At 60.1% G+C, this 21,202-nt stretch carries 18 protein-coding genes; 10 read left to right on the forward strand and 8 right to left on the reverse strand.

Annotation, left to right across the window (positions count from 1 at the left end; genetic code table 11):
- Nucleotides 1-232: 232 nt before the first annotated feature.
- The 5 genes from DKB71_RS04175 to DKB71_RS04195 all read right to left on the reverse strand — a co-directional run bounded on the left by DKB71_RS04175 (nucleotide 233) and on the right by DKB71_RS04195 (nucleotide 7,835).
- On the reverse strand, nucleotides 233-3,046 hold the full coding sequence (locus DKB71_RS04175) for an FAD-binding and (Fe-S)-binding domain-containing protein (protein WP_408599703.1): 2,814 nt from the start codon (nucleotides 3,044-3,046) through the stop codon (nucleotides 233-235).
- On the reverse strand, nucleotides 3,043-3,714 hold the full coding sequence (locus tag DKB71_RS04180; RefSeq protein WP_323628163.1) for a lactate utilization protein C: 672 nt from the start codon (nucleotides 3,712-3,714) through the stop codon (nucleotides 3,043-3,045). Before DKB71_RS04180 ends, DKB71_RS04175 begins: the two co-directional genes overlap by 4 nt.
- Nucleotides 3,714-5,168, reverse strand: coding sequence for a LutB/LldF family L-lactate oxidation iron-sulfur protein (locus tag DKB71_RS04185; protein WP_408599704.1), 1,455 nt, complete (start codon nucleotides 5,166-5,168; stop codon nucleotides 3,714-3,716). The genes DKB71_RS04180 and DKB71_RS04185 overlap by 1 nt, the downstream gene beginning before the upstream one ends.
- Nucleotides 5,165-5,989: a (Fe-S)-binding protein gene (locus tag DKB71_RS04190; protein ID WP_408599705.1), complete on the reverse strand. Its 825-nt coding sequence runs from the start codon at nucleotides 5,987-5,989 to the stop codon at nucleotides 5,165-5,167. Before DKB71_RS04190 ends, DKB71_RS04185 begins: the two co-directional genes overlap by 4 nt.
- 151 nt (nucleotides 5,990-6,140) lie before the next feature.
- The gene (locus DKB71_RS04195) at nucleotides 6,141-7,835 is read right to left on the reverse strand and encodes a lactate permease LctP family transporter (RefSeq protein ID WP_408599706.1); all 1,695 of its coding nucleotides are present in this window, start codon (nucleotides 7,833-7,835) and stop codon (nucleotides 6,141-6,143) included.
- A 252-nt stretch (nucleotides 7,836-8,087) separates the two neighbouring features.
- Between DKB71_RS04195 and DKB71_RS04200 the strand changes: the two genes are divergently transcribed.
- A complete protein-coding gene (locus DKB71_RS04200; RefSeq protein WP_323628166.1) occupies nucleotides 8,088-8,855 on the forward strand; it encodes an FCD domain-containing protein in 768 nt (255 codons plus the stop codon).
- Between the two features lie 126 nt (nucleotides 8,856-8,981).
- Here the strand turns inward: DKB71_RS04200 and smpB are convergent, their stop codons facing one another.
- Nucleotides 8,982-9,464, reverse strand: a complete 483-nt coding sequence (gene smpB, locus DKB71_RS04205) for an SsrA-binding protein SmpB (RefSeq protein ID WP_008057382.1) — start codon at nucleotides 9,462-9,464, stop codon at nucleotides 8,982-8,984.
- A gap of 117 nt (nucleotides 9,465-9,581) precedes the next feature.
- Between smpB and DKB71_RS04210 the strand changes: the two genes are divergently transcribed.
- Genes DKB71_RS04210 through DKB71_RS04220 form a run of 3 tightly spaced genes read left to right on the forward strand, consistent with a single transcriptional unit; the run spans nucleotide 9,582 to nucleotide 11,734 of the window.
- Nucleotides 9,582-10,985: a sodium-dependent transporter gene (locus DKB71_RS04210; protein WP_323628167.1), complete on the forward strand. Its 1,404-nt coding sequence runs from the start codon at nucleotides 9,582-9,584 to the stop codon at nucleotides 10,983-10,985.
- Nucleotides 10,986-10,992: 7 nt separating this feature from the next.
- Nucleotides 10,993-11,427: a type II toxin-antitoxin system RatA family toxin gene (locus DKB71_RS04215; RefSeq protein WP_408599707.1), complete on the forward strand. Its 435-nt coding sequence runs from the start codon at nucleotides 10,993-10,995 to the stop codon at nucleotides 11,425-11,427.
- Complete coding sequence (locus DKB71_RS04220; RefSeq protein WP_274074080.1) at nucleotides 11,420-11,734, forward strand: RnfH family protein; 315 nt, start codon at nucleotides 11,420-11,422, stop codon at nucleotides 11,732-11,734. Before DKB71_RS04215 ends, DKB71_RS04220 begins: the two co-directional genes overlap by 8 nt.
- 59 nt (nucleotides 11,735-11,793) lie before the next feature.
- Here the strand turns inward: DKB71_RS04220 and DKB71_RS04225 are convergent, their stop codons facing one another.
- Entirely contained in the window at nucleotides 11,794-12,321 is a 528-nt protein-coding gene (locus DKB71_RS04225) for an outer membrane protein assembly factor BamE (protein WP_274074079.1), read from the reverse strand.
- A 97-nt stretch (nucleotides 12,322-12,418) separates the two neighbouring features.
- Here DKB71_RS04225 and fur point away from each other — a divergent pair, with 97 nt between their 5' ends.
- A complete protein-coding gene (fur, locus tag DKB71_RS04230; RefSeq protein ID WP_003197684.1) occupies nucleotides 12,419-12,823 on the forward strand; it encodes a ferric iron uptake transcriptional regulator in 405 nt (134 codons plus the stop codon).
- 181 nt (nucleotides 12,824-13,004) lie between these two features.
- On the opposite strand, the gene recN is transcribed toward fur, so the two are convergent.
- On the reverse strand, nucleotides 13,005-14,678 hold the full coding sequence (recN, locus tag DKB71_RS04235) for a DNA repair protein RecN (RefSeq protein ID WP_408599709.1): 1,674 nt from the start codon (nucleotides 14,676-14,678) through the stop codon (nucleotides 13,005-13,007).
- Nucleotides 14,679-14,918: 240 nt separating this feature from the next.
- On the opposite strand from recN, the gene grpE reads away from it, so the two are divergent.
- The 5 genes from grpE to carA all read left to right on the forward strand — a co-directional run bounded on the left by grpE (nucleotide 14,919) and on the right by carA (nucleotide 21,134).
- The gene (gene grpE, locus DKB71_RS04240; protein ID WP_274074077.1) at nucleotides 14,919-15,485 is read left to right on the forward strand and encodes a nucleotide exchange factor GrpE; all 567 of its coding nucleotides are present in this window, start codon (nucleotides 14,919-14,921) and stop codon (nucleotides 15,483-15,485) included.
- Nucleotides 15,486-15,587: 102 nt separating this feature from the next.
- Nucleotides 15,588-17,504 (forward strand): molecular chaperone DnaK, encoded by a 1,917-nt coding sequence (gene dnaK / locus DKB71_RS04245; protein WP_274074076.1) that lies wholly within the window; start codon nucleotides 15,588-15,590, stop codon nucleotides 17,502-17,504.
- 295 nt (nucleotides 17,505-17,799) lie between these two features.
- A complete protein-coding gene (gene dnaJ / locus DKB71_RS04250; protein WP_274074075.1) occupies nucleotides 17,800-18,924 on the forward strand; it encodes a molecular chaperone DnaJ in 1,125 nt (374 codons plus the stop codon).
- Nucleotides 18,925-18,934: 10 nt separating this feature from the next.
- The gene (gene dapB / locus DKB71_RS04255) at nucleotides 18,935-19,738 is read left to right on the forward strand and encodes a 4-hydroxy-tetrahydrodipicolinate reductase (RefSeq protein WP_408599710.1); all 804 of its coding nucleotides are present in this window, start codon (nucleotides 18,935-18,937) and stop codon (nucleotides 19,736-19,738) included.
- A 259-nt stretch (nucleotides 19,739-19,997) separates the two neighbouring features.
- On the forward strand, nucleotides 19,998-21,134 hold the full coding sequence (gene carA, locus DKB71_RS04260; RefSeq protein ID WP_046820625.1) for a glutamine-hydrolyzing carbamoyl-phosphate synthase small subunit: 1,137 nt from the start codon (nucleotides 19,998-20,000) through the stop codon (nucleotides 21,132-21,134).
- Nucleotides 21,135-21,202 lie beyond the last annotated feature (68 nt).

A 21,202-nucleotide genomic window follows, 5' to 3' on the forward strand; every position in this document is an offset into this window, starting at 1 on the left:
TTGCGCATGAGGGCTCGGTGCTGCCGGTGAATCGGGCTGCCAGCCGAGGTGGTTATAAGCCCGATTAGAGGGCCTAGCTAAATGACTATAGCCGCGCGCAGGAATTCGGTTTTTTTTTGCGATTGCGTGGGGGTAAGAATTTGTAGGAGCGAGCTCGCGATGGATCTTGGGGTAACGAGTTTATCCAGACAGCACGCGTTATCGTTGACGTCCATCGCGAGCAAGCTTGCTCCTACAGGGTGGGGCGCGCTTGGGTTACGCGGTCTACCAGGTACACCAGGCTGTGATAATCGATTCCGCCATGCTGGCTCAAGCCGATTTCGCAGGTGCGGCTGGTGGAGATGCCTTCGCTGCAATACTGCACGGCATCCTTCAACGTGCGCAGCGAATGGGCGTTCAGCTCGGGGGTGGTGAAGCCCTTGTCGCCGGCGAATCCGCAGCAGTGAATGCCTTCGGGGATGACCACGTGGTTGCTGCATTTGCGCGCCAGATCGATCAGCGCCTGGCTTTCGCCAAGGTGCTGGGTGCTGCAGGTGACATGCACCGCGATGGGCGCGTCCTGCGGTGTGAACTGCAGTCGATCCATCAAGTGCGTACGAATGAAGCGCACCGGGTCGTACAGGTCCAGGCGCACATCGCCCAGGTCCTGGGTCAGGCGCAGCGTGCAGGGGCTGGTGTCGCAGTAGATCGGGTCGAGTCCGCCACGGCTGGCGTGGAGCAGGGCGCCGATCAGTTCCTGGCGTTTGTGTTCGGCCTGTTCGGCATAACCCTTGGAGGCGAACGGCTGGCCGCAGCAGAGGTTGTCCAGGTTGTCCGGGAAGACCACCTGGTAACCGGCTTTTTCCAGCAGGCCGCGGGTCTTGTCGTACAGCGACATCTGTTCCTTGTCGCCCGCCGCCGGCCCCATCGCGCGTGAGACGCACGCGGCCAGGTACACCACGCGCGGGCGTTCGTCGGTCACCGTCGGGCTGAAGCGAATGGCTTTTTCCGGCTGCGGCATGGCGTTGGTCCATTGCGGGACCTGACCTTTGGACAAGCGCGTCAAGGTCGCCGACAACTTTGCCAGGCGCGGCGCCCCCAGCAACATCCGTGCGCCATTGGCCACGTGCAGGGTGAAACGCGCACCTTGCAGCGCCGTGGCGAAATTGCCTTCAAGCCAGTTGGCGGTTTTCGTATGAGATGCGTGTAGGCCGCGAAGCTTTTTCACCAGCTCGCCGGTGTTGATGCCCACAGGGCAACGCTGCGCACAAAGACCGGTGGCCGCGCAGGTATCGATGCCCTGGTATTCGTAGGCCGCTTCAAGTTCGCGGGTATCGACGCCGGCGCGTTTCTTCGCCTGGATGTCCCGCCAGATGACGATGCGCTGGCGCGGGCTCAAGGTCAGTCCTTTGGACGGGCAGACCGGTTCGCAGAAGCCGCATTCGATGCACTTATCCACAATCTCGTCGGCGGCGGGTAAGGGTTTCAAGTGCTTGAGGTGGATCTGCGGGTCTTCGCTGAGAACCACGTCCGGATTGAGTATGCCGTTGGGATCGAGCAGGCGCTTGAGCTGCCACATCAACTGGTAGGCGTCGCTGCCCCATTCCAGTTCGACAAAGGGTGCCATGTTGCGCCCGGTGCCGTGCTCGGCCTTCAGTGAACCGCCGAACTCGACCGCCACCAGTTGCGCCACGTCGTCCATGAACGCCTGATAGCGTGCGACTTCTTCCGGGTTGTTGAAGCCTTGGGTGAAGACGAAGTGCAGATTGCCTTCCAGTGCATGTCCGAAAAGGATCGCTTCGTCGTAGTGATGTTTGTCGAACAACTCGATCAGTCGGTTCACGCCGATGGCCAGTTGTTCCACCGGGAAGGTCACGTCCTCGATAATCACCGTGGTTCCGGTTTTGCGCACCGCGCCGACGGCGGGGAAGGTGTCCTTGCGGATCGCCCAGAGCCGGGCGTTTTCCAGCGGGTCTTCGGTGAAGTCGACTTGTTTCTCTACCGGGAACGAGGACAGCGACGCCATGATCTGCGCCAGTTGTTCCTGCAGCAACGAGGACGATGCGGCGCGGGATTCGATCAGCAGGGCGCAGGCATTGTTCGACAGCTGTTGTACGAAAGCGGGCATGCCGGGTTTGTTCTGCACCGAACGCAGGCTGCGCCGGTCCAGCAGCTCTACCGCTGACACCGGTTGGCTTTTAAGCACGGTGACGGCGTTGCAGCAGGTTTCCACATCGGGGAATACGATCAGCGCCGAGGCCTTGTTCGGGTGATCGATTACGGTGTCGTAGGTCACCGCGCTGATAAAGCCGAGGGTGCCTTCGGAGCCCACCAGCAAGTGGCTCAAGATATCCACAGGCTCGTCGTAATCCACCAGGGCGTTGAGTGACAGGCCGGTGGTATTTTTCAGACGGTATTTGTGGCGAATTTTCGCAGCCAGATCGGCATTAGCGCGGGTCTCGCGGCCCAAGGTCGCGAGACGCTCCAGCAGGTCGCCATGACTGGCGCGAAACGCCGCGACACTCGCAGCATCTTCGGTATCGAGACGGCTGCCGTCGGCCAGCACCAGGCGAATGCCGGCCAGGGTGTGATAGGTGTTTTGTGCCGTGCCGCAGCACATGCCGCTGGCATTGTTGGCAACGATGCCGCCGATTTTACAGGCGTTGATCGAGGCCGGGTCCGGGCCGATCTTGCGCCCGAACGGTGCCAGCCAGGCATTGGCCTGCGCGCCGATCACCCCCGGTTGCAGGCGGATTTGTGTGCCCTGGCCACGGATCTCGCGACCGTTCCAGTTATCCCCCAGCACGATCAACACCGAATCGCTGATGGCTTGCCCGGACAGACTGGTGCCGGCGGCGCGGAAGGTCACCGGCACCCGATCGCGTTGCGCCAGTTTGAGCAGCGCCACCACTTCCTCTTCGGACTCGACGCGAATCACCAGTTGTGGATTCAGGCGATAGAAGCTGGCATCGGTGCCGAAGGCCAGCGTCGACAGCGGATCGTCGAAACGTCGTTCCTGGGGAATCAGTTGCTGCGCTTCGCGCAGGAAAGCGGCTGGTAGACTCATTGGTCCTCCAGGATCAGCACCACCAGGTCTTTCGGACCGTGGGCGCCGTAGGCCAGGACTTGCTCGATGTCAGCGGTTTTCGACGGGCCGGACACCAGCAGGGCATTGGTCGGCATGCCCTGGGCCCATTCGAATTCCTGTTGTACCTGATAGAAATTGTCGCGGATTTCACTGGCCTTGAGCAGGGCGAAATGCACCGGGGGCGCCAGGCTCATCAGGCGCGGTTCTTCCCGCGTCGGCCAGATAATCAGGCTGCCCGTGGCGGCGATTGCGCCAAGGGTGGTGGTCAGGCTCGCCGGGGTATCGTTGAACAGTTCGGCTTTCCATTCTTCAACCGGACGGTTGTAGGCCTTGAGCGCCGGCAGCCCGGGATTTGTCGCCCAGTGCTGCGTGACACGTTGCCCATGCGGCGTAGTCGGGGCGATCAACAGGCTGGGCAGTTGGCGCTCCTGCAGCAGTTTCGCCAACACCGCCGGCCAGTCTTCGCCGGACGTCAGATGGATTTCCGTGTGTACCGCTTCCATCAGTTTGCGCAGCTGCGGGATGCGTTGCTCCGGGGTGTAAGTGTAGGGCTGGGTCACCAGATCGACATCGAAGTCGTCCGCCACTGGCGTGGTGCCTGTCAGACTTTTACGCAATTTGGCGAGGATGTTTTGCTTGGCGCTCATCAACGGTCTCCCTGTTTGGCCAGATGCTCGCGGGCCATGTCATGCAGTGAGCGGGCAGCGGGTTTTGGCGCGCTGTGGTTTTGCGTCCACGGGCCGACATTCCTTGGCGTCAGGGCGCGCAGGCGAGTCGCCGCCAGGACGAACAGGCGATACAGCGTCGGCGAGCTGTTGAGCCTGGCCCAGGCGTTCCAGATGAACCGCTCCTTGCGCGAGTACTTGCTGCCCTGGCCGCGCATCACTTGATGAGGGCTGTCGGGCGCCTTGACGTTTTCTTCCCGCAGGCGACGCAGCAGTGAAGGAATCGGAATCTTTACCGGGCACACCTCACCGCAGGCACCGCACAACGAAGAGGCACTTGGGTGGTCCGGGACTTTCGCCAGGCCAACCATGTGCGGGGTGATGATTTTTCCAATAGGGCCGGGGTAGACCTCGCTGTAGGCATGGCCGCCGATTCGAGTGTAGACCGGGCAATGGTTCATGCAGGCGCCGCAACGGATGCAGTTCAGGGTCTGGCGCAGTTCGCTGTCGGCAAAGGCCTGGCTGCGACCATTGTCGAGCAGTACCAGGTGAACTTCCTGAGGGCCGTCGAGCTCATGCGCCTTGCGCGGGCCGGAGATCATGTTGACGTAGGTGGTGATCGGGATGCCCAGGGCCGAGCGGGTCAGCAACGACAGCAGCGGCACTACGTCGCGCAGGTTCTCCACGACTTTTTCGATGCCGGTGACGGCGATGTGCACCGGTGGCACCGTGGTGGTCATGCGGCCGTTGCCTTCGTTTTCCACCAGCAGCAGGGTGCCGGTCTCGGCCACGGCGAAGTTGACGCCGGAGACGCCGATGTCCGCTTCGAAGAATTTCTGCCGCAGGACCCTGCGACCGATCTGAATGAGTTGGTCAACGTCCTTGGTGTATTCCACGCCAAGTTTGTCGTGGAACAAGGACGCGACCTGACCGGCATTCTTGTGGATCGCCGGCATGATTATGTGTGAAGGCTTCTCGTGGTCGAGCTGGACGATGTACTCGCCCATGTCCGATTCCAGGCATTCAATGCCCTGTTCAGCGAGGACGTGGTTCATCTCCATTTCTTCGCTGACCATCGATTTGCCCTTGATCACTTGCCGCCCCTCGTGAGCGCGGATGATCGAGAGGACGATGCCATTGGCTTCGTCCACCGTTTCCGCCCAGTGCACTGTCACACCGTTGCGGGTCAGGTTTCGTTCAAGTTGCTCGAGCAGGTCGGGCAACTTCGATAAAGCTCGGGCGCGGACAGCATTGCCCAGCGCGCGCAGGTGTTCTCTTTCATGGGCATCGCTGAAAGCCGCGGCCCGTTTGGTCATCAGCGAATCCATCGCCTTGCGGAAGTTGCCGCGCAATTGCGCATCACCCAAGGCCTCGTGAGCCCGGGCGCGAAAGTCTTCTTCTACGGCGACCGTAGGAATAATCTCGGCGGCGCTCATTGGGCACCCCCGGTACGCTGCCAGAGGAAACTGGCCAGGTGTTGGCCACGCAACGCTTCTTTCTGTTTCTCCAGCGAGCCGTTGATATTCATCAGGCAACCGCAATCGGCACTGAGTACCTGGTGCGCGCCGGATTCCTTCAGCGAGCGGGTCTTGTCGGCCACCATCGCCCCGGAAATGTCTGGCATTCGGACGCTGAAAGTCCCACCGAAGCCACAGCATTCGCTTTCGTGACTGTGCTCGACTCGTTCCACGTTGCCCAGTTGCGCCAACAGTTCGCGGCCGTGCAGGTGGGTGTTCATTTCCCGGCGGGCCGAACACGAGGTGTGCAGCGCTACTTTCACCGGTGTGCCGCTGTCCTTGAACTGCACTTTGCAGACAAATAACAGGAACTCGGCCAGCTCGTAGGTCCTGGAAGCCAGTGCCTGAACCTGCTTCAAGGTGTCCGGTTCGTCCTTGAACAAGTCGGCATAGTGTTCGCGCAACATGCCCGCGCAGGAACCCGAAGGCACCACCACCGGACAATCCCCGGCGAACAGCGCCAGTTGCGAGCGTGCCACGGTCCTGGCCTGCTCGGTGTAACCCGAGGTGTAGGCCGGTTGCCCGCAGCAGCTTTGCCCTTGCGGGTACTCGACACGGATGCCTTCGCGTTCCAGCAAGTGGATCGCGTCCATTCCGGCTTGCGGGTAGAACAGATCCACTACGCAGGTGCCGAACAGGTACACCCGTTGCGGTTTTTCGCTGGGGTATTGCCGAGGCTCGGGCAGTGGCGGGGCGACGCGGGTCGCATTCGGCACAGCGTTGTAAAAAAGCTCGCTCATCAGGCGTGTCTCCGGGTGGGCCCGGTTATCCGTCCGCTGAGGCCGCTGAATATAGACAGAGATTCTTTCAGCAGCCTTGCAGACCGGGTGGTGAATAGCTGACGCCGGGGTTGTGGCCCGGCGTCGGTTTTTTCCTTGTCGCCTGTAGGACTCAGTGCACCAGCATGCCGGTGAGCCAGTAGGCCTGGGCCAGGGTGATCAGGCCGACAATCGTTGCAAAGAACAGGCTGTGCTTGAGGGTGAAGCGGAACAGGTCCGATTCCTTGCCCACCAGGCCAGTCGCGGCGCAGGCCACGGCGATCGATTGTGGCGAGATCATCTTGCCGGTCACGCCGCCGCTGGTGTTCGCTGCCACCAGCAAGGTGTCGTTGACGCCGATCTGGTGGGCGGTGGTTGCCTGCAACGAACTGAACAGCGCGTTGGACGAGGTATCGGAACCGGTCAGGAACACGCCCAGCCAGCCGAGGAACGGCGAGAAGAACGGGAAGGCGGCGCCCGTGCCGGCGAGGACCAGGGCCATGGTCGAGGACATGCCCGAGTAGTTGGTGACGAACGCAAAGGCCAGCACCATGCCGATGGACAGGATCGGCCAGCGCAGTTCGTAGAAGGTCTCTTTCAAAGTGGTCAGACCAGTTTTGATATTGATCTTCAGGACCAGCATCGAGATCAGCGCCGAGAAGAAGATCGCGGTACCGGTGGCGGAAATCGGGTCAAGCTTGAACACGGCCGGGAGGGCGGTCGGCGCGGCCACGATCGGCGCGACCTTGATCACCAGCTGATCCAGATGCGGAATGGCGAAGTTGAACACGAAGCTGTACATCGAGCCGCCAGCGGCAAACATCGCCTTGAACGGCTTGAGGGTCCAGATGGTCACCAGCACGGTCAGGATCAGGAACGGCGACCAGGCTTTGAAAATTTCCCCCAGGCTGTAAGGCGAAGCTACGGTAGTGCGTTTCTGGCCGAAGCCACCGGCGCTGGCGCTGACCACGGAAGCCGACACGGCACCGACGATGTGCTGGCCGGCGGCGCGTTTGGGCTGCCAGACCTTGAGGAACAGGGTCAGGGAAATCAGGCTGGCCAGGGCCGACGTGATATCCGGCAGTTCCGGGCCGATGAAGTTGGAGGTGAAGTATTGGGTCACGGCGAAGCTCAAACCTGCGACTAGCGCTGCCGGCCAGGTTTCACGGACGCCACGCAGGCCATCCATCATGAACACCAGCCAGAACGGCACGAACAGCGACAGCAGTGGCAGCTGGCGACCGGTCATGGCGCCGATCTTGAAAGCGTCGATGCCGGTCACTTGCCCGGCGACGATGATCGGAATACCGAGTGCGCCGAAGGCCACTGGCGCGGTGTTCGCGATCAGGCACAGGCCCGCTGCGTACAGAGGGTTGAAGCCCAGCCCTACGAGCAGCGCCGCGGTGATCGCCACCGGTGCGCCGAAACCGGCCGCGCCTTCGAGGAACGCACCGAAGCAGAAGCCGATCAGCAGCACTTGCAGGCGTTGGTCGTCGGTGATCGACAGCACCGAGCTGCGGATCACTTCGAACTGGCCACTCTTGACCGTCAGTTTGTAGAGGAATACCGCCGCCACGATGATCCAGGCGATCGGCCACAGGCCATAGGCAAAGCCATACCCGGCGGCGGCGAACGCCATGTCCACGGGCATCTTGAAGGCAAGGATCGCCACCAGGATTGACAAGGCCAGGGTGATGCTGCCGGCCACGTGTCCTTTGAGACGGAACACGGCCAGGGCCAGGAAGAAAAACACGATGGGAATGACGGCTGCGAGTGCGGACAGGCCGAGGCTGCCGAGCGGGCTGTAGAGCTGTTGCCAGGTTTGCATATGGGGTGGCCCCTAATTGTTGTTGGTCAGGCACTGATCAGCGTTCTTGGTTAATTGGTAATACCAATTTACAATCGCTGTTGGCTAGGGTAAAAGCCTTGTAGGCGGTGTGTCAATTTGCCGCCCTAAAACTTTTGTCGTAGGCAGGGTTTTGAACTGTTCGGAAAATGCTCGCGTGGCAGGTGCCTGCGCCGTATGGATAGGCCAGAATAGAGCCCCGGCGCACCGTCGGGTTGTTGGAGAAAATGAGTTATGGCGTTTGATCAGATTCGGCAGCGCCGTTTGTCTGACGATATTGTCGAGCAGCTCGAGGGGATGATCCTCGAGGGCACGCTGAAGGCGGGTGAGCGCTTGCCGGCCGAGCGCGCGTTGGCCGAGCAATTTGGCGTTTCTCGTCCATCGTTACGCGAAGCCATTCAGAAGCTGACCGCCAAGGGCCTGTTGGTCAGTCGTCAGGGTGGAGGCAATTACGTGGTCGAATCCCTGGGCACGACCTTCAGTGATCCCCTGTTGCATCTGCTGGAAAGCAACCCCGAAGCCCAGCGCGACCTGCTGGAGTTTCGCCACACGCTGGAAGCGTCCTGCGCCTATTACGCGGCGTTGCGCGCCACCGACGTTGATCGCGAGCGGCTGACCGCGGCGTTCAATCAATTGCAGGACTGCTATTCGCGTCACGATGAAGTCAGTCGGGCGGAAGAGGGCGCGGCGGATGCAAGTTTTCATCTGGCGATTGCCGAAGCCAGTCATAACGCGGTGTTGCTGCACACCATTCGTGGCCTGTTCGACCTGCTCAAGCGCAACGTGGTCACCAACATCGGCGGCATGTACAAGCAGCGCACCGAAACCCGCGACATGCTGATTACGCAGCACCGGGAGTTGTATCAGGCGATTATCGAAGGCAGGGCGGAGCAGGCGCGGGAAGTCTCCAGTCGACACATCCTGTATGTGCAGGAGGTGCTGGAGGAGGTGCGTCAGGAAGTGCAGCGCGTGGCTCGGGCGGAGCGGCGCAAGGGGACGTAGTCAGACGGTTTTGTATCGTTTGTGCGATTGCATTCGCGAGCAAGCCCGCTCCCACATTTGTTTTGTGTCGTTCACAAATCCATTGTGGGAGCGGGCTTGCTCGCGAAAGCGGTCTTAGGGCAAAGACTAATCTTCCTTGCCCTTGTTGCGCACCGCACGCTGCAATTCGCGCCCGGCGTCGCGTTCGCGCTCGGTATCGCGCTTGTCGTATTCCTTCTTGCCCTTGCCCAGAGCGATCTCGCACTTGACCATGTGCTTGCTCCAGTACCAGGACAGGCACACGCAGGCATAGCCTTTTTGCTGCACGGCGGCGGCGAGCTTTTCCAGCTCCCGCCGGTTGAGCAGCAATTTTCGCGTGCGCACCGGATCAGCGATGACATGGGTGCTGGCGGTCGTCAGGGGCGTGATGTGGCTGCCGAGCAGCCAGGCTTCGCCATCCTTGAGCAGTACGTAACTGTCAACCAGTTGCAACTTGCTTGCCCGCAGACTTTTTACTTCCCAGCCGGCCAGGACCAGACCAGCCTCGAACCGATGTTCGATGAAGTAATCGTGTCGCGCCTTTTTATTTTGCGCGATGGTCCCTGTTGGGTGTTTCTTCTGTTTAGCCATAGGGGCGGCATTATAGGGAGTTGCGCGCGAGTCGGCTACGGGATTGCTGCGTGCTTGAGCAGGTTGATTGAATCCCGGACAATGCGGCCTCTTTTTGAACGCTTGGTCGTAATAACGATGTCGACAGACAAGGTTTCTGTCCACGGCAGTTGGGCTAGCCGCTGGGTCTTCATACTCGCCGCGACCGGTTCGGCCGTGGGCCTGGGTAGTATCTGGAAATTCCCCTACATGGTCGGGGTCTATGGCGGCGGGGCCTTCGTGCTGATGTTCCTGGCCTGTATCGCGTTGATCGGTGTGCCGGTCATGCTCGCCGAAACCCTGATCGGCCGGCGCGCCCGGCAGAGCCCGGCCAATGCCTTGAAGGTGCTGGCGCTGGAAGCGGGGCATTCGGGCAAGTGGTCCTGGGGCGCGTTTGCCGGAATGATCACGGCCTTGCTGATCCTGTCTTTCTATAGTGTGGTCGGCGGCTGGTCGCTGGACTACATCATCGACATGGGGCGTGGCGACTTCCAGGGGGCGACGGCCGATCAGGTGGGGGCGTACTTTGGCAATGTAATTGCCGATCCATGGCGCCTGACACTTTGGCACACGATTTTCATGCTGCTATCGGCGGTCGTCATCGCCAAGGGCGTGGTGGCGGGACTTGAGCGCAGCCTGCGGATCATGATGCCGCTGCTGTTCGTGATGATCCTTGTGCTGCTGGGCTACAGCATGACCACCGGGCATTTCATGGAGGGCGTACATTTCATGTTCGACTTCCATCCGGAAAAAGTGCTCGACGGCTTGCTGCCGGCCATGGGGCACGCGTTCTTTTCCCTGAGCGTCGGGGTCGGTTCGATCATGATCTACGGCGCCTACATGCCCAAGCATTCGTCGATTTCCGGGACGGTCGTGGGTGTGGCGCTGCTGGATACCTTCGTGTCCCTGGTGGCCGGCCTGGCATTGTTTCCGATTGTGTTTGCTGGCGGCCTGAACCCGAGCGAAGGCCCTGGCCTGATGTTTGTCAGCCTGCCATTTGCCTTTGGTAACGTAGCGTTTGGCCAGTTGATGGGCGTAGTGTTCTTCGTGCTGGTCGCGATTGCAGCCTGGAGTTCGGCCATATCCTTGCTCGAGCCCATGGTGGCTTATTTGGTCGAGCGCTCGAAGATCAGTCGCGCCTGGGTCACCTTCTGGCTGGCGTTTACCTGCTGGTTTGTCGGTCTGGGCACCGTGTTTTCCTTCAATATCTGGAAGGAGGCCAAGTTTTTCGTGAACGAAGGCGGGCTGTTTCACCTCTATCAATGGGGTGCGGCGGGCGGCCTGGATTTCTTCGGCGTGATCGATTTCTTCACCTCGCGAATCATGCTGCCGCTGGGTGGATTGTGTTTCGTGGTTTTTGCAGGCTGGGTAATGGGGCGTGACGCAGTGCGTGATGAACTGTCGATGCGTAACCCGATGTTGTTTGCCCTGTCCTTGTTCTTGATGCGCTATGTGGCGCCCATCGGCATTCTCGTAGTGTTTGCCGCCCAGCTCTGGAAGTGACGCTGACATGACGACACACATTTCACGTTCGGCCTTGCTGCCGTACCCTGCGCAAGCGCTGTATGACCTGGTCAACGACGTGGCTCGGTATCCGGAATTCCTGCCCTGGTGTTCAACGGCCGAAGTCCTGGAAAGCTCCGCCGAGCATATGCGCGCCAGCGTTGGCGTGGCCAAGGGCGGGCTCAGCCAGCATTTCGTGACGCGCAACACCCTGGTGTCCGGCCAGTCGATCGAGATGAATCTCGAAGAGGGGCCGTTCACTCAGTTGCATGGAGTGTGGGTGTTCAAGCCGTTGGGCGAGAAAGCCTGCAAGATCAGCCTGGACCTGTCGTTCGATTACGCAGGCCCGATCATTCGCGCGACCCTGGGGCCGTTGTTCAATCAGGCGGCCAATACGCTGGTGGACGCGTTCTGCCAGCGCGCCAAGCAAATGCATGGTTGAGGCGATGATAGAGGTCGAGGTGGTCTATGCCGCCGTTGATCGCCAGGTGCTCTTGCCGGTGAAGGTGCCGGCAGGCACATCCGTTCGCGCCGCCTTGCTGAAGTCCGGTATTGCTCAAGCTTTTCCGGAGCTGGAACTGTCGCAGTGCCCGGTGGGGATTTTCGGCAAGGTGGTCGTCCATCCCGACAGTCGCCCGGTGCAACCGGGGGATCGCATCGAGATTTACCGGCCATTGCTGGCGGATCCGAAGGAGGTGCGTCGACTGCGTGCGGCCAAGGCTGCCGAGGCTAAAGCGCGAAATCAGTGAGCCGGGTAAATGCCAGGCATTAAAAAACCCGGACATGCCGGGTTTTTTTACGTCGCAAATTATTGCGGCGAGGTTTCCAGAGGTTCTGGAGTCGGAACGGGTACGGTTTCGACACCGTCCACTTCCTTCTGGATCTGATCGAGCAACGAACCTGGCTTGACCGGTTTTTCCGGTTTCGGCTGTTCGACGTTCTCTGCCGGCGCAGTGACGGCAGGGGCGCTGTCCTTGCCCAGAATGGCTTCGTCGCGGCTCATGCCGGGCATGAAGTCGCCAGAAAGGCTGACAAGCTGGTCATTTGGGTTGAAGATAACGCTAATGCGTTCCTGTTGGCGTTCACCGCCACCCGGTTGCAGGCTATACAAGTAATCCCAGCGATCGGCATGGAACGTATCAGTCAGCAGAGGGTTGCCCATGATAAACCGTACTTGCTTTCGGGTCATTCCCGGGCGTAACTGGTCTATCATGTCCTGCGTGACGACATTGCCCTGCTGGATGTCGATTTTGTAAACCCCGGGGAATGAACAACCGGCGAGTGCGAGCAGTCCCACAAAGGTGAAACTGGTTAGCAAGAGCTTGGTGTTTTGCATCGGTGGGCGACTTCCACTATCTTGGCTGGGACAACGTAAACGCCGATCATACCCGCATTAAGAGAAGCTGCGAAGCAGCATCGCGAGAAAGCTGACCATGGTTGAAAATAGCGAACTACGCAAAGCCGGCCTCAAAGTGACCCTGCCACGGGTCAAGATTCTGCAAATGCTCGACTCTGCCGAGCAGCGCCACATGAGTGCCGAGGATGTCTACAAGGCATTGATGGAGGCTGGCGAGGACGTCGGTCTGGCCACGGTTTACCGTGTACTGACCCAGTTCGAGGCAGCTGGACTTGTGGTGCGGCACAACTTCGACGGAGGCCACGCGGTCTTCGAACTGGACGACGGCAAGCATCACGACCATATGGTCAACGTCGAAACCAGCGAAGTGATCGAATTCTTCGACGAAGAAATCGAGCGCCTGCAGAAAGCCATCGTCGACAAGTATGGCTTCGAGATGGTTGATCACAATCTTGTGCTGTACGTGCGCAAGAAAAAGTAAGCATGTCGCGCGAACCCACGGTTCGCGAAACGAACGAAGGCGACCCCAGGGTCGCCTTCGTGCTTTCTGCTGCTTGTGCAGGTTTGGATAGGCCTGTAGGAGCTGCCGCAGGCTGCGATCTTTTGACCTTATAAAAGCAAGTTCAAAAGATCGCAGCCTGCGGCAGCTCCTACAGTTCGCTTTAGATTTTTGCAGTGACGACCATTTTCTTGGCGTGAGCCAGGGATTCCTTGGTCAGGTCGATGCCGCCCAGCATCCGGGCCACTTCTTCGACGCGATCGTTCTTGCTCAGTTTGGAGACGGCCGTGCGAGTGGCATCTTCACCGCGCACTTTATGCACAAACAAATGCTGATGGCCCTGCGCCGCCACCTGTGGCAAGTGCGTCACTGTCAGCACTTGGCCGCGCTCGCCGAGACGCCGCAGCAACTGGCCGACGATTTCCGCGGTGGGGCCACCGATGCCCACGTCCACTTCGTCGAACACCAGGGTCGGTACGCGGGAGGTTTGCGCGGTGATGACCTGGATGGCCAGGCTGATTCGCGACAGTTCGCCGCCCGATGCCACCTTCGCCAGGGCTTTTAAAGGCTGCCCGGGGTTCGCGCTGACCAACAGTTCTACCTGCTCAAGCCCGTTCGGCAGCAATTCATTGCTGTTGTTCGGCCGCAGCTCGATGGCAAAGCGCCCGCCGGGCATGCCCAGGCGCTGGATCTCCTGTTCCACCGCGCTGGCCAGGCTGCTGGAGGCTTGGTGGCGCAGGTCGCTCAACTCCCGAGCCTTCTCTTGATAATGACGGGCATAGGATGCCAGCTCATCGCTCAGTCGCTCGATGGACTCATCGTTGGCGTTCAGGGTTTCGATTTCATCCAGCAAGCGCTGCTGCATCTCGGCGACCTCGGTCGGCTGGATGCGGTGTTTGCGCGCCATGGTGTAGATCGCATCGAGGCGTTCTTCCAGGTATTGAAGGCGCGCCGGGTCTGCGTCGAAGTTATCCAGGAAGCGGTTCAGCTCACCCACGGCCTCTTCAACCTGGATCTGCGCGCTGGTCAGCAGGCTGCTGGCTTCGCCCAGCGCGCCAATCGAGCTGTTCACGCTCGACAGGCGGTTCAGGCTTGCCGTCAGGGCGTTCAGGACATTGCCGGAATCGCTCTCGCTGCATTGTTCCACCACTTGCCGGCAGATACCCAGCAAGGTTTCCGCGTTTGTCAGGTTCTTGTGTTCCTGTTCCAGTTCTTCCAGTTCGTTGTCGCCCAGGCCAAGGTTTTCCAATTCTTCAAGCTGGTAGCTGAGCAACTGATGGCGGGCGCGTTGCTCATCGCCGGAGTTGGACAGTCGCTCAAGCTCCTGGTGAGTCTGGCGCCAGCGCTGGGCCGCCAGATGAACCTGGCGGGCGAGGTCCGTGGCACCGGCGTACTCGTCGAGCAGGCGGCGGTGGGTGTCGGTCTTTAGCAGGGACTGGTGTTCGTGCTGGCTGTGGATGTCGATCAGCAGCTCACCCAAGGCCTTGAGATCACCCAGCGGGCAGGGCGTGCCGTTGATGTAGCCGCGCGAGCGCCCTTCGGCGGTGATGACCCGGCGCAAGATGCACGGTCCATCGTTCTCGAGGTCGCGCTCGGCGAGCCAGGTGCTGGCTTCCGGGATGTCGACCAGGTCGAAGGTGGCCAGGATATCGGCCTTGTCTGCGCCGGGGCGGACCACGCCGCTGTCGGCGCGGTCGCCGAGGGTCAGGCCCAGGGCGTCGAGCATGATCGACTTGCCGGCGCCGGTTTCCCCTGTGATCACGCTCATTCCTCGATCCAGTTCAAGATCGAGATGTTCAACGATGGCGTAGTTATGTACGGACAGGTGCACCAGCATGAAGGCCGCTCCCAGGCTTTAGGTCTGGTTATTTATACAGTGTTTTGTTTCTGGCTGACAATGCCCCTCGTTAGCTCGTTTCGCTTGAGCCGACGAAATCCTTAGCGCGCCGGGGAATGACAATGCAGAGCTTTTTGTAGGGTTAATCGCATCCAGCCCCTTGAAGCCGGATTTTGCGGCCCCATATAGCTGGACAGAAGCGCGAGTCGAGCTCGCGGACGATATTGAAAGGAGAATTCTATGGCTGACGAACAGACAGTGGATACGCAAAATCTAGACGCCGACCAGGCTTCCCAGGCTTCGGGTGATGACCTGGCGGCTCGTGTACAAGTGCTCGAAGAGCAACTGGCAGCTGCGCAGGATCAGGCTTTGCGTGTAGCCGCCGATCTGCAGAACGTCCGCCGTCGCGCCGAGCAGGATGTGGAAAAGGCTCACAAATTCGCGCTGGAAAAATTCGCCAGCGACCTGCTGCCGATCATCGACAGCCTGGAGCGCGGCCTGGAGTTGTCCAGCCCGGATGACGAAAGCATTCGTCCGATGCGCGAAGGGATCGAGCTGACCCTGAAAATGTTCCAGGACACCCTGAAACGTTATCAGCTGGAAGCGATCGATCCGCACGGCGAACCGTTCAACGCCGTTCTGCATCAGGCAATGGCCATGCAGGAAAGCGCCGACCTCGAGCCGAACAGTGTTCTGAAGGTGTTCCAGAAGGGCTATCAGCTCAATGGACGCCTGCTGCGCCCGGCCATGGTCGTGGTCAGCAAGGCCCCTGCGCCAGTTTCGCCTTCGATTGACGAGCAGGCTTGAAATTAGCCGCAAGGCCCCCATTTAGAAGTCAAGCGTTTAAGTGCTACCGCAGTTAGCCACCACTGCTGCGGCAACCAAATCCAAAGTTTCGGGAGAGTGAACATGGGCAAAATTATCGGTATCGACCTGGGGACTACCAACTCCTGCGTCTCCGTGCTGGAAAACGGCAAGGCCAAAGTTATTGAAAACGCAGAAGGCGCGCGTACCACGCCGTCGATCATCGCGTACGCCAACGATGGCGAAATCCTGGTTGGCCAGTCCGCCAAGCGTCAGGCTGTGACCAATCCGCACAACACCCTGTATGCGGTGAAGCGTCTGATCGGTCGTCGCTTCGAAGAAGAAGTGGTACAGAAAGACATCCAGATGGTCCCTTACAAGATCGTCAAGGCTGACAACAACGACGCCTGGGTTGAAGTGAACGGCCAGAAAATGGCACCGCCACAAATCTCGGCTGAAATCCTCAAGAAAATGAAGAAGACCGCCGAAGACTACCTCGGCGAGCCAGTGACCGAAGCGGTGATCACCGTTCCGGCCTACTTCAACGACAGCCAGCGTCAAGCGACCAAGGACGCCGGCCGCATCGCCGGTCTGGATGTGAAACGTATCATCAACGAACCAACCGCAGCCGCTCTGGCTTACGGTATGGACAAGGCCAAGGGCGATCACACCGTGATCGTTTATGACCTGGGTGGCGGTACGTTCGACGTTTCCGTGATCGAGATCGCTGAAGTCGATGGCGAGCACCAGTTCGAAGTATTGGCCACCAATGGCGATACGTTCCTGGGCGGTGAAGACTTCGACATTCGTCTGATCGACTACCTCGTCGACGAATTCAAGAAAGAAAGCGGCATGAACCTCAAGGGTGATCCGCTGGCGATGCAGCGCCTGAAAGAAGCCGCTGAAAAAGCCAAGATCGAGCTGTCTTCCGCTCAGTCGACCGACGTCAACCTGCCGTACATCACTGCAGACGCCACCGGTCCAAAGCACCTGAACGTGAAGATCTCCCGCGCCAAGCTGGAATCGCTGGTTGAAGACCTGGTTCAACGCACCATCGAGCCTTGCCGCATTGCGCTGAAAGACTCCGGTATCGAGATCGGCGCGATCAACGACGTGATCCTGGTCGGCGGTCAGACCCGTATGCCACTGGTTCAGAAACTGGTGACCGAGTTCTTCGGTAAAGAAGCACGTAAAGACGTGAACCCGGACGAAGCTGTCGCCATGGGTGCTGCCATCCAGGGCGCGGTACTGGCCGGTGACGTGAAAGACGTTCTGCTGCTGGACGTCAGCCCGCTGACCCTGGGTATCGAGACCATGGGTGGCGTGATGACCGCGCTGATCGAGAAAAACACCACGATTCCTACCAAGAAATCGCAAGTGTTCTCGACTGCCGACGACAACCAGGGCGCCGTGACCATTCACGTGCTGCAAGGTGAGCGTAAGCAGGCTGCACAGAACAAGTCCCTGGGCAAGTTCGACCTGGCCGAGATTCCACCAGCACCACGTGGCGTGCCACAAATCGAAGTGACCTTCGACATCGACGCCAACGGTATCCTGCACGTAGGCGCCAAGGACAAGGCCACCGGCAAGACTCAGTCGATCGTGATCAAGGCCAACTCCGGTCTGTCCGACGAAGAGATCGAGCGCATGGTGCGTGATGCCGAGGCCAACGCCGAGGAAGACCGCAAGTTCGAAGAGCTGGCCGCTGCCCGTAACCAGGGCGATGCACTGGTTCACTCGACGCGCAAAATGGTTGCCGATGCTGGCGACAAGGTAAGCGCTGAAGAGAAGACTGCGATCGAAGCTGCCGTGGTTGCCCTGGAAGCCGCTGTGAAAGGCGACGACAAGGCTGCTATCGAAGCCAAGGTTGAAGAGCTGTCGAAAGTCTCCGCTCCAGTGGCGCAGAAGATGTACGCCGAACAGGCTCAGCCAGCTGAAGGCGCGGCGCCGCAAGGTGAGTCGGCCGAGAAGGCTGATGACGTGGTCGACGCTGAGTTCGAAGAAGTCAAAGACCACAAGTAAGTTGTTGGTCGGCCGGTTGACTGCCTTGCGGCGGTGACTGGTAGGATGTCGCCGCGCGGGAGCTTGCTCCCGCGTTGGCGTATCTGGAATACGCGAATTTTTACAGCATGCGACAACGTTCGGATGTTGGTGGTATGGCCGGAAATGCTCCTGCTTTTCGCGCCGCAAGTACCGCAAGAATCAAAGACCAGGATCGTTGAATTGACGTGAGTTGGGTCCGGGCCTGTATTGGGGCTCAATGAGTTCGGCAGACTCAGGAGGGTTTTGTCGAACGTCCTCAAGAGTGCAGAGACTTATGGCAAAGCGTGACTATTACGAGATATTGGGTGTTGAACGAGGCTCAAGCGAGGCGGACCTGAAAAAGGCTTACCGTCGCCTGGCGATGAAACACCACCCGGACCGTAATCCTGATGACAAGGCATCGGAAGAGATGTTCAAGGAGGCCAACGAGGCCTACGAAGTGCTGTCCGACTCCAGCAAGCGTGCGGCGTACGACCAGTACGGCCATGCCGGTGTAGACCCGAGCATGGGTGGCGGCGGTGCCGGTTTCGGCGGTCAGAACTTCTCCGACATCTTCGGCGATGTCTTCAGCGACTTCTTCGGTGGCGGTCGCGGTGGTTCCCGTGGCGGTGCCCAGCGTGGCAGTGACTTGCGCTACACCCTGGAGCTGGACCTGGAAGAAGCGGTGCGCGGCACGACCGTGAATATCCGCGTTCCGACACTGGTCAACTGCAAGCCGTGCGACGGCTCGGGTGCCAAGAAAGGCTCCTCGCCAGTGACTTGCCCGACCTGTGGCGGTATCGGCCAGGTGCGCATGCAGCAAGGCTTCTTCTCGGTGCAGCAAACCTGCCCGCGTTGCCATGGCCAGGGCAAGATCATCTCCGACCCGTGCGACTCCTGTCACGGCGAAGGTCGTGTCGAAGAGTACAAGACCCTGTCGGTGAAAGTGCCGGCCGGTGTCGACACCGGTGACCGCATTCGCTTGTCGGGCGAAGGCGAGGCGGGCGCCATGGGCGGGCCGACCGGCGATCTGTACGTGGTGATCAACGTGCGCGAGCACTCGATCTTCCAGCGTGACGGCAAGCACCTGTTCTGTGAAGTGCCGATCAGCTTCGTCGATGCGGCGCTGGGCGGCGAGCTGGAGATTCCGACCCTCGATGGTCGGGTCAAGCTGAAAATCCCTGAAGGGACCCAGACCGGCAAGCAGTTCCGCGTGCGTGGCAAGGGCGTTGCGCCGGTGCGTGGCGGCGGTGCGGGTGACTTGATGTGCCGTGTGGCGGTCGAGACGCCGGTCAACCTGAGCCGTCGTCAGCGTGAAATGCTCGAAGAGTTCCGCAACTCCCTGGCGGACGACAACAGTCATTCACCGAAAACCACAGGCTGGTTCGAAGGCGTGAAGCGCTTCTTCGGCGATTTGTAAGGAGACAGGCATGCGACGTATAGCTGTGATGGGCGCCGCCGGGCGCATGGGCAAAACCCTGATCGAAGCCGTGCAGCAAGCACAGGGTGCCGGTCTGACGGCGGCAGTGGATCGTCCTGACAGCACGCTGGTCGGCGCGGACGCTGGCGAGCTGGCGGCCATCGGTCGCATCGGTGTGCCGTTGTCGGGGGATCTGGATCGTGTGGTCGATGAGTTCGACGTGCTGATCGACTTCACCCACCCGACGGTGACCCTGAAGAACCTCGCCTTCTGCCGTAAGCACAACAAGGCGATGATCATCGGTACTACCGGCTTCAGCGTTGAAGAGAAGCAGTTGCTGGTGGAGGCGGGCAAGGAAATCCCGATCGTCTTCGCGGCCAACTTCAGCGTCGGCGTAAACCTGTGCCTGAAGCTGCTCGACACCGCCGCTCGGGTGCTGGGTGACGATGTCGATATCGAGATCACCGAAGCCCACCATCGGCATAAGGTCGATGCGCCGTCTGGTACCGCCGTGCGCATGGGTGAAGTGATTGCCGACGCCCTGGGTCGCGACCTGAAGAAAGTCGCGGTTTACGGTCGTGAAGGCCAGACCGGTGCTCGCGAGCGCGAGACGATCGGTTTTGCCACTGTTCGCGCTGGCGACATCGTCGGTGATCACACCGTGTTGTTTGCCGCCGACGGTGAGCGCGTCGAAATCACGCACAAGGCCTCCAGTCGCATGACCTTCGCCAAGGGCGCGGTCCGTGCCGCTTTGTGGCTGGATGGGCGCGAGCCTGGTCTTTATGACATGCAAGACGTGCTCGACCTGCGTTAAGATGCACCCGAAATCGGGCTCGCGCACAGCGTTCGAGCCCGGTTTTATCCCGCCAAGCGACGTCCTGTCGCATTCTCCAGCCTTTAAGGCTCATTGGCGGTAGACCAAAAATGCCTTTTTCTGTAAGCTACAGCTTTAGTGTGTCCACTAAAAGCGCGCAGAATAATTCAGTGAAGAAGCGGGGTGACGTGTCCATACGTCACTCCGCTTTTTTACAACCTGCGATCGCCCTTTCAGGCTTTATTTACGGGAGGTCTTCTTGACTAAGCCAGCCATACTCGCCCTTGCTGATGGCAGCATTTTTCGCGGCGAAGCCATTGGAGCCGACGGTCAAACCGTTGGTGAGGTGGTGTTCAACACCGCAATGACCGGCTATCAGGAAATCCTTACCGATCCTTCCTACGCCCAACAAATCGTTACCCTGACTTACCCGCACATCGGCAACACCGGCACCACGCCGGAAGACGCCGAGTCCAACCGCGTCTGGTCGGCTGGCCTGGTCATCCGTGACCTGCCACTGGTGGCGAGCAACTGGCGTAACACCATGTCCCTGTCCGACTACCTGAAGGCCAACAACGTTGTGGCCATCGCCGGTATCGACACCCGCCGCCTGACGCGCATCCTGCGTGAAAAAGGCGCGCAGAACGGCTGCATCATGGCCGGTGACAACATTTCCGAAGAAGCCGCCATCGCCGCCGCCCAGGGTTTCCCTGGCCTCAAGGGCATGGACCTGGCGAAAGTCGTCAGTACCACCGAGAAATACGAGTGGCGCTCGACTGTCTGGGACCTGAAAACCGACAGCCACGCAACCATCGAAGCCTCCGAGCTGCCGTACCACGTGGTGGCCTACGACTACGGCGTCAAGGTGAACATCCTGCGCATGCTGGTCGAGCGCGGCTGCCGTGTGACCGTGGTGCCTGCCCAGACGCCTGCCGCCGATGTACTGGCCCTGAAGCCGGACGGCGTGTTCCTGTCCAACGGCCCTGGTGATCCGGAGCCTTGCGACTACGCGATCCAGGCGATCAAGGACGTGCTGGAAACCGAGATCCCGGTATTCGGCATCTGCCTAGGTCACCAGCTGCTGGCCCTGGCCTCCGGCGCCAAGACCCTGAAAATGGGCCACGGCCACCACGGTGCCAACCACCCGGTCCAGGACCTGGACACTGGTGTTGTGATGATCACCAGCCAGAACCACGGTTTCGCGGTAGACGAAGCGACCCTGCCGGCCAACGTTCGCGCGATCCACAAATCGCTGTTCGACGGCACCCTGCAAGGTATCGAGCGTACCGACAAGAGCGCCTTCAGCTTCCAGGGTCACCCGGAAGCGAGCCCTGGCCCGAACGACGTAGCACCCCTGTTCGATCGCTTCATCAACGAGATGGCCAAGCGACGCTGATCGCTCGCCCTGATGTTGCAAAGCCTGAGGGCGGCCCCGACACCGGTGGCCCCCTCGGGTCTTCACAG

This window comes from Pseudomonas sp. PLMAX (genome assembly GCF_046042685.1).
Lineage (GTDB): Bacteria > Pseudomonadota > Gammaproteobacteria > Pseudomonadales > Pseudomonadaceae > Aquipseudomonas > Aquipseudomonas putida_AE.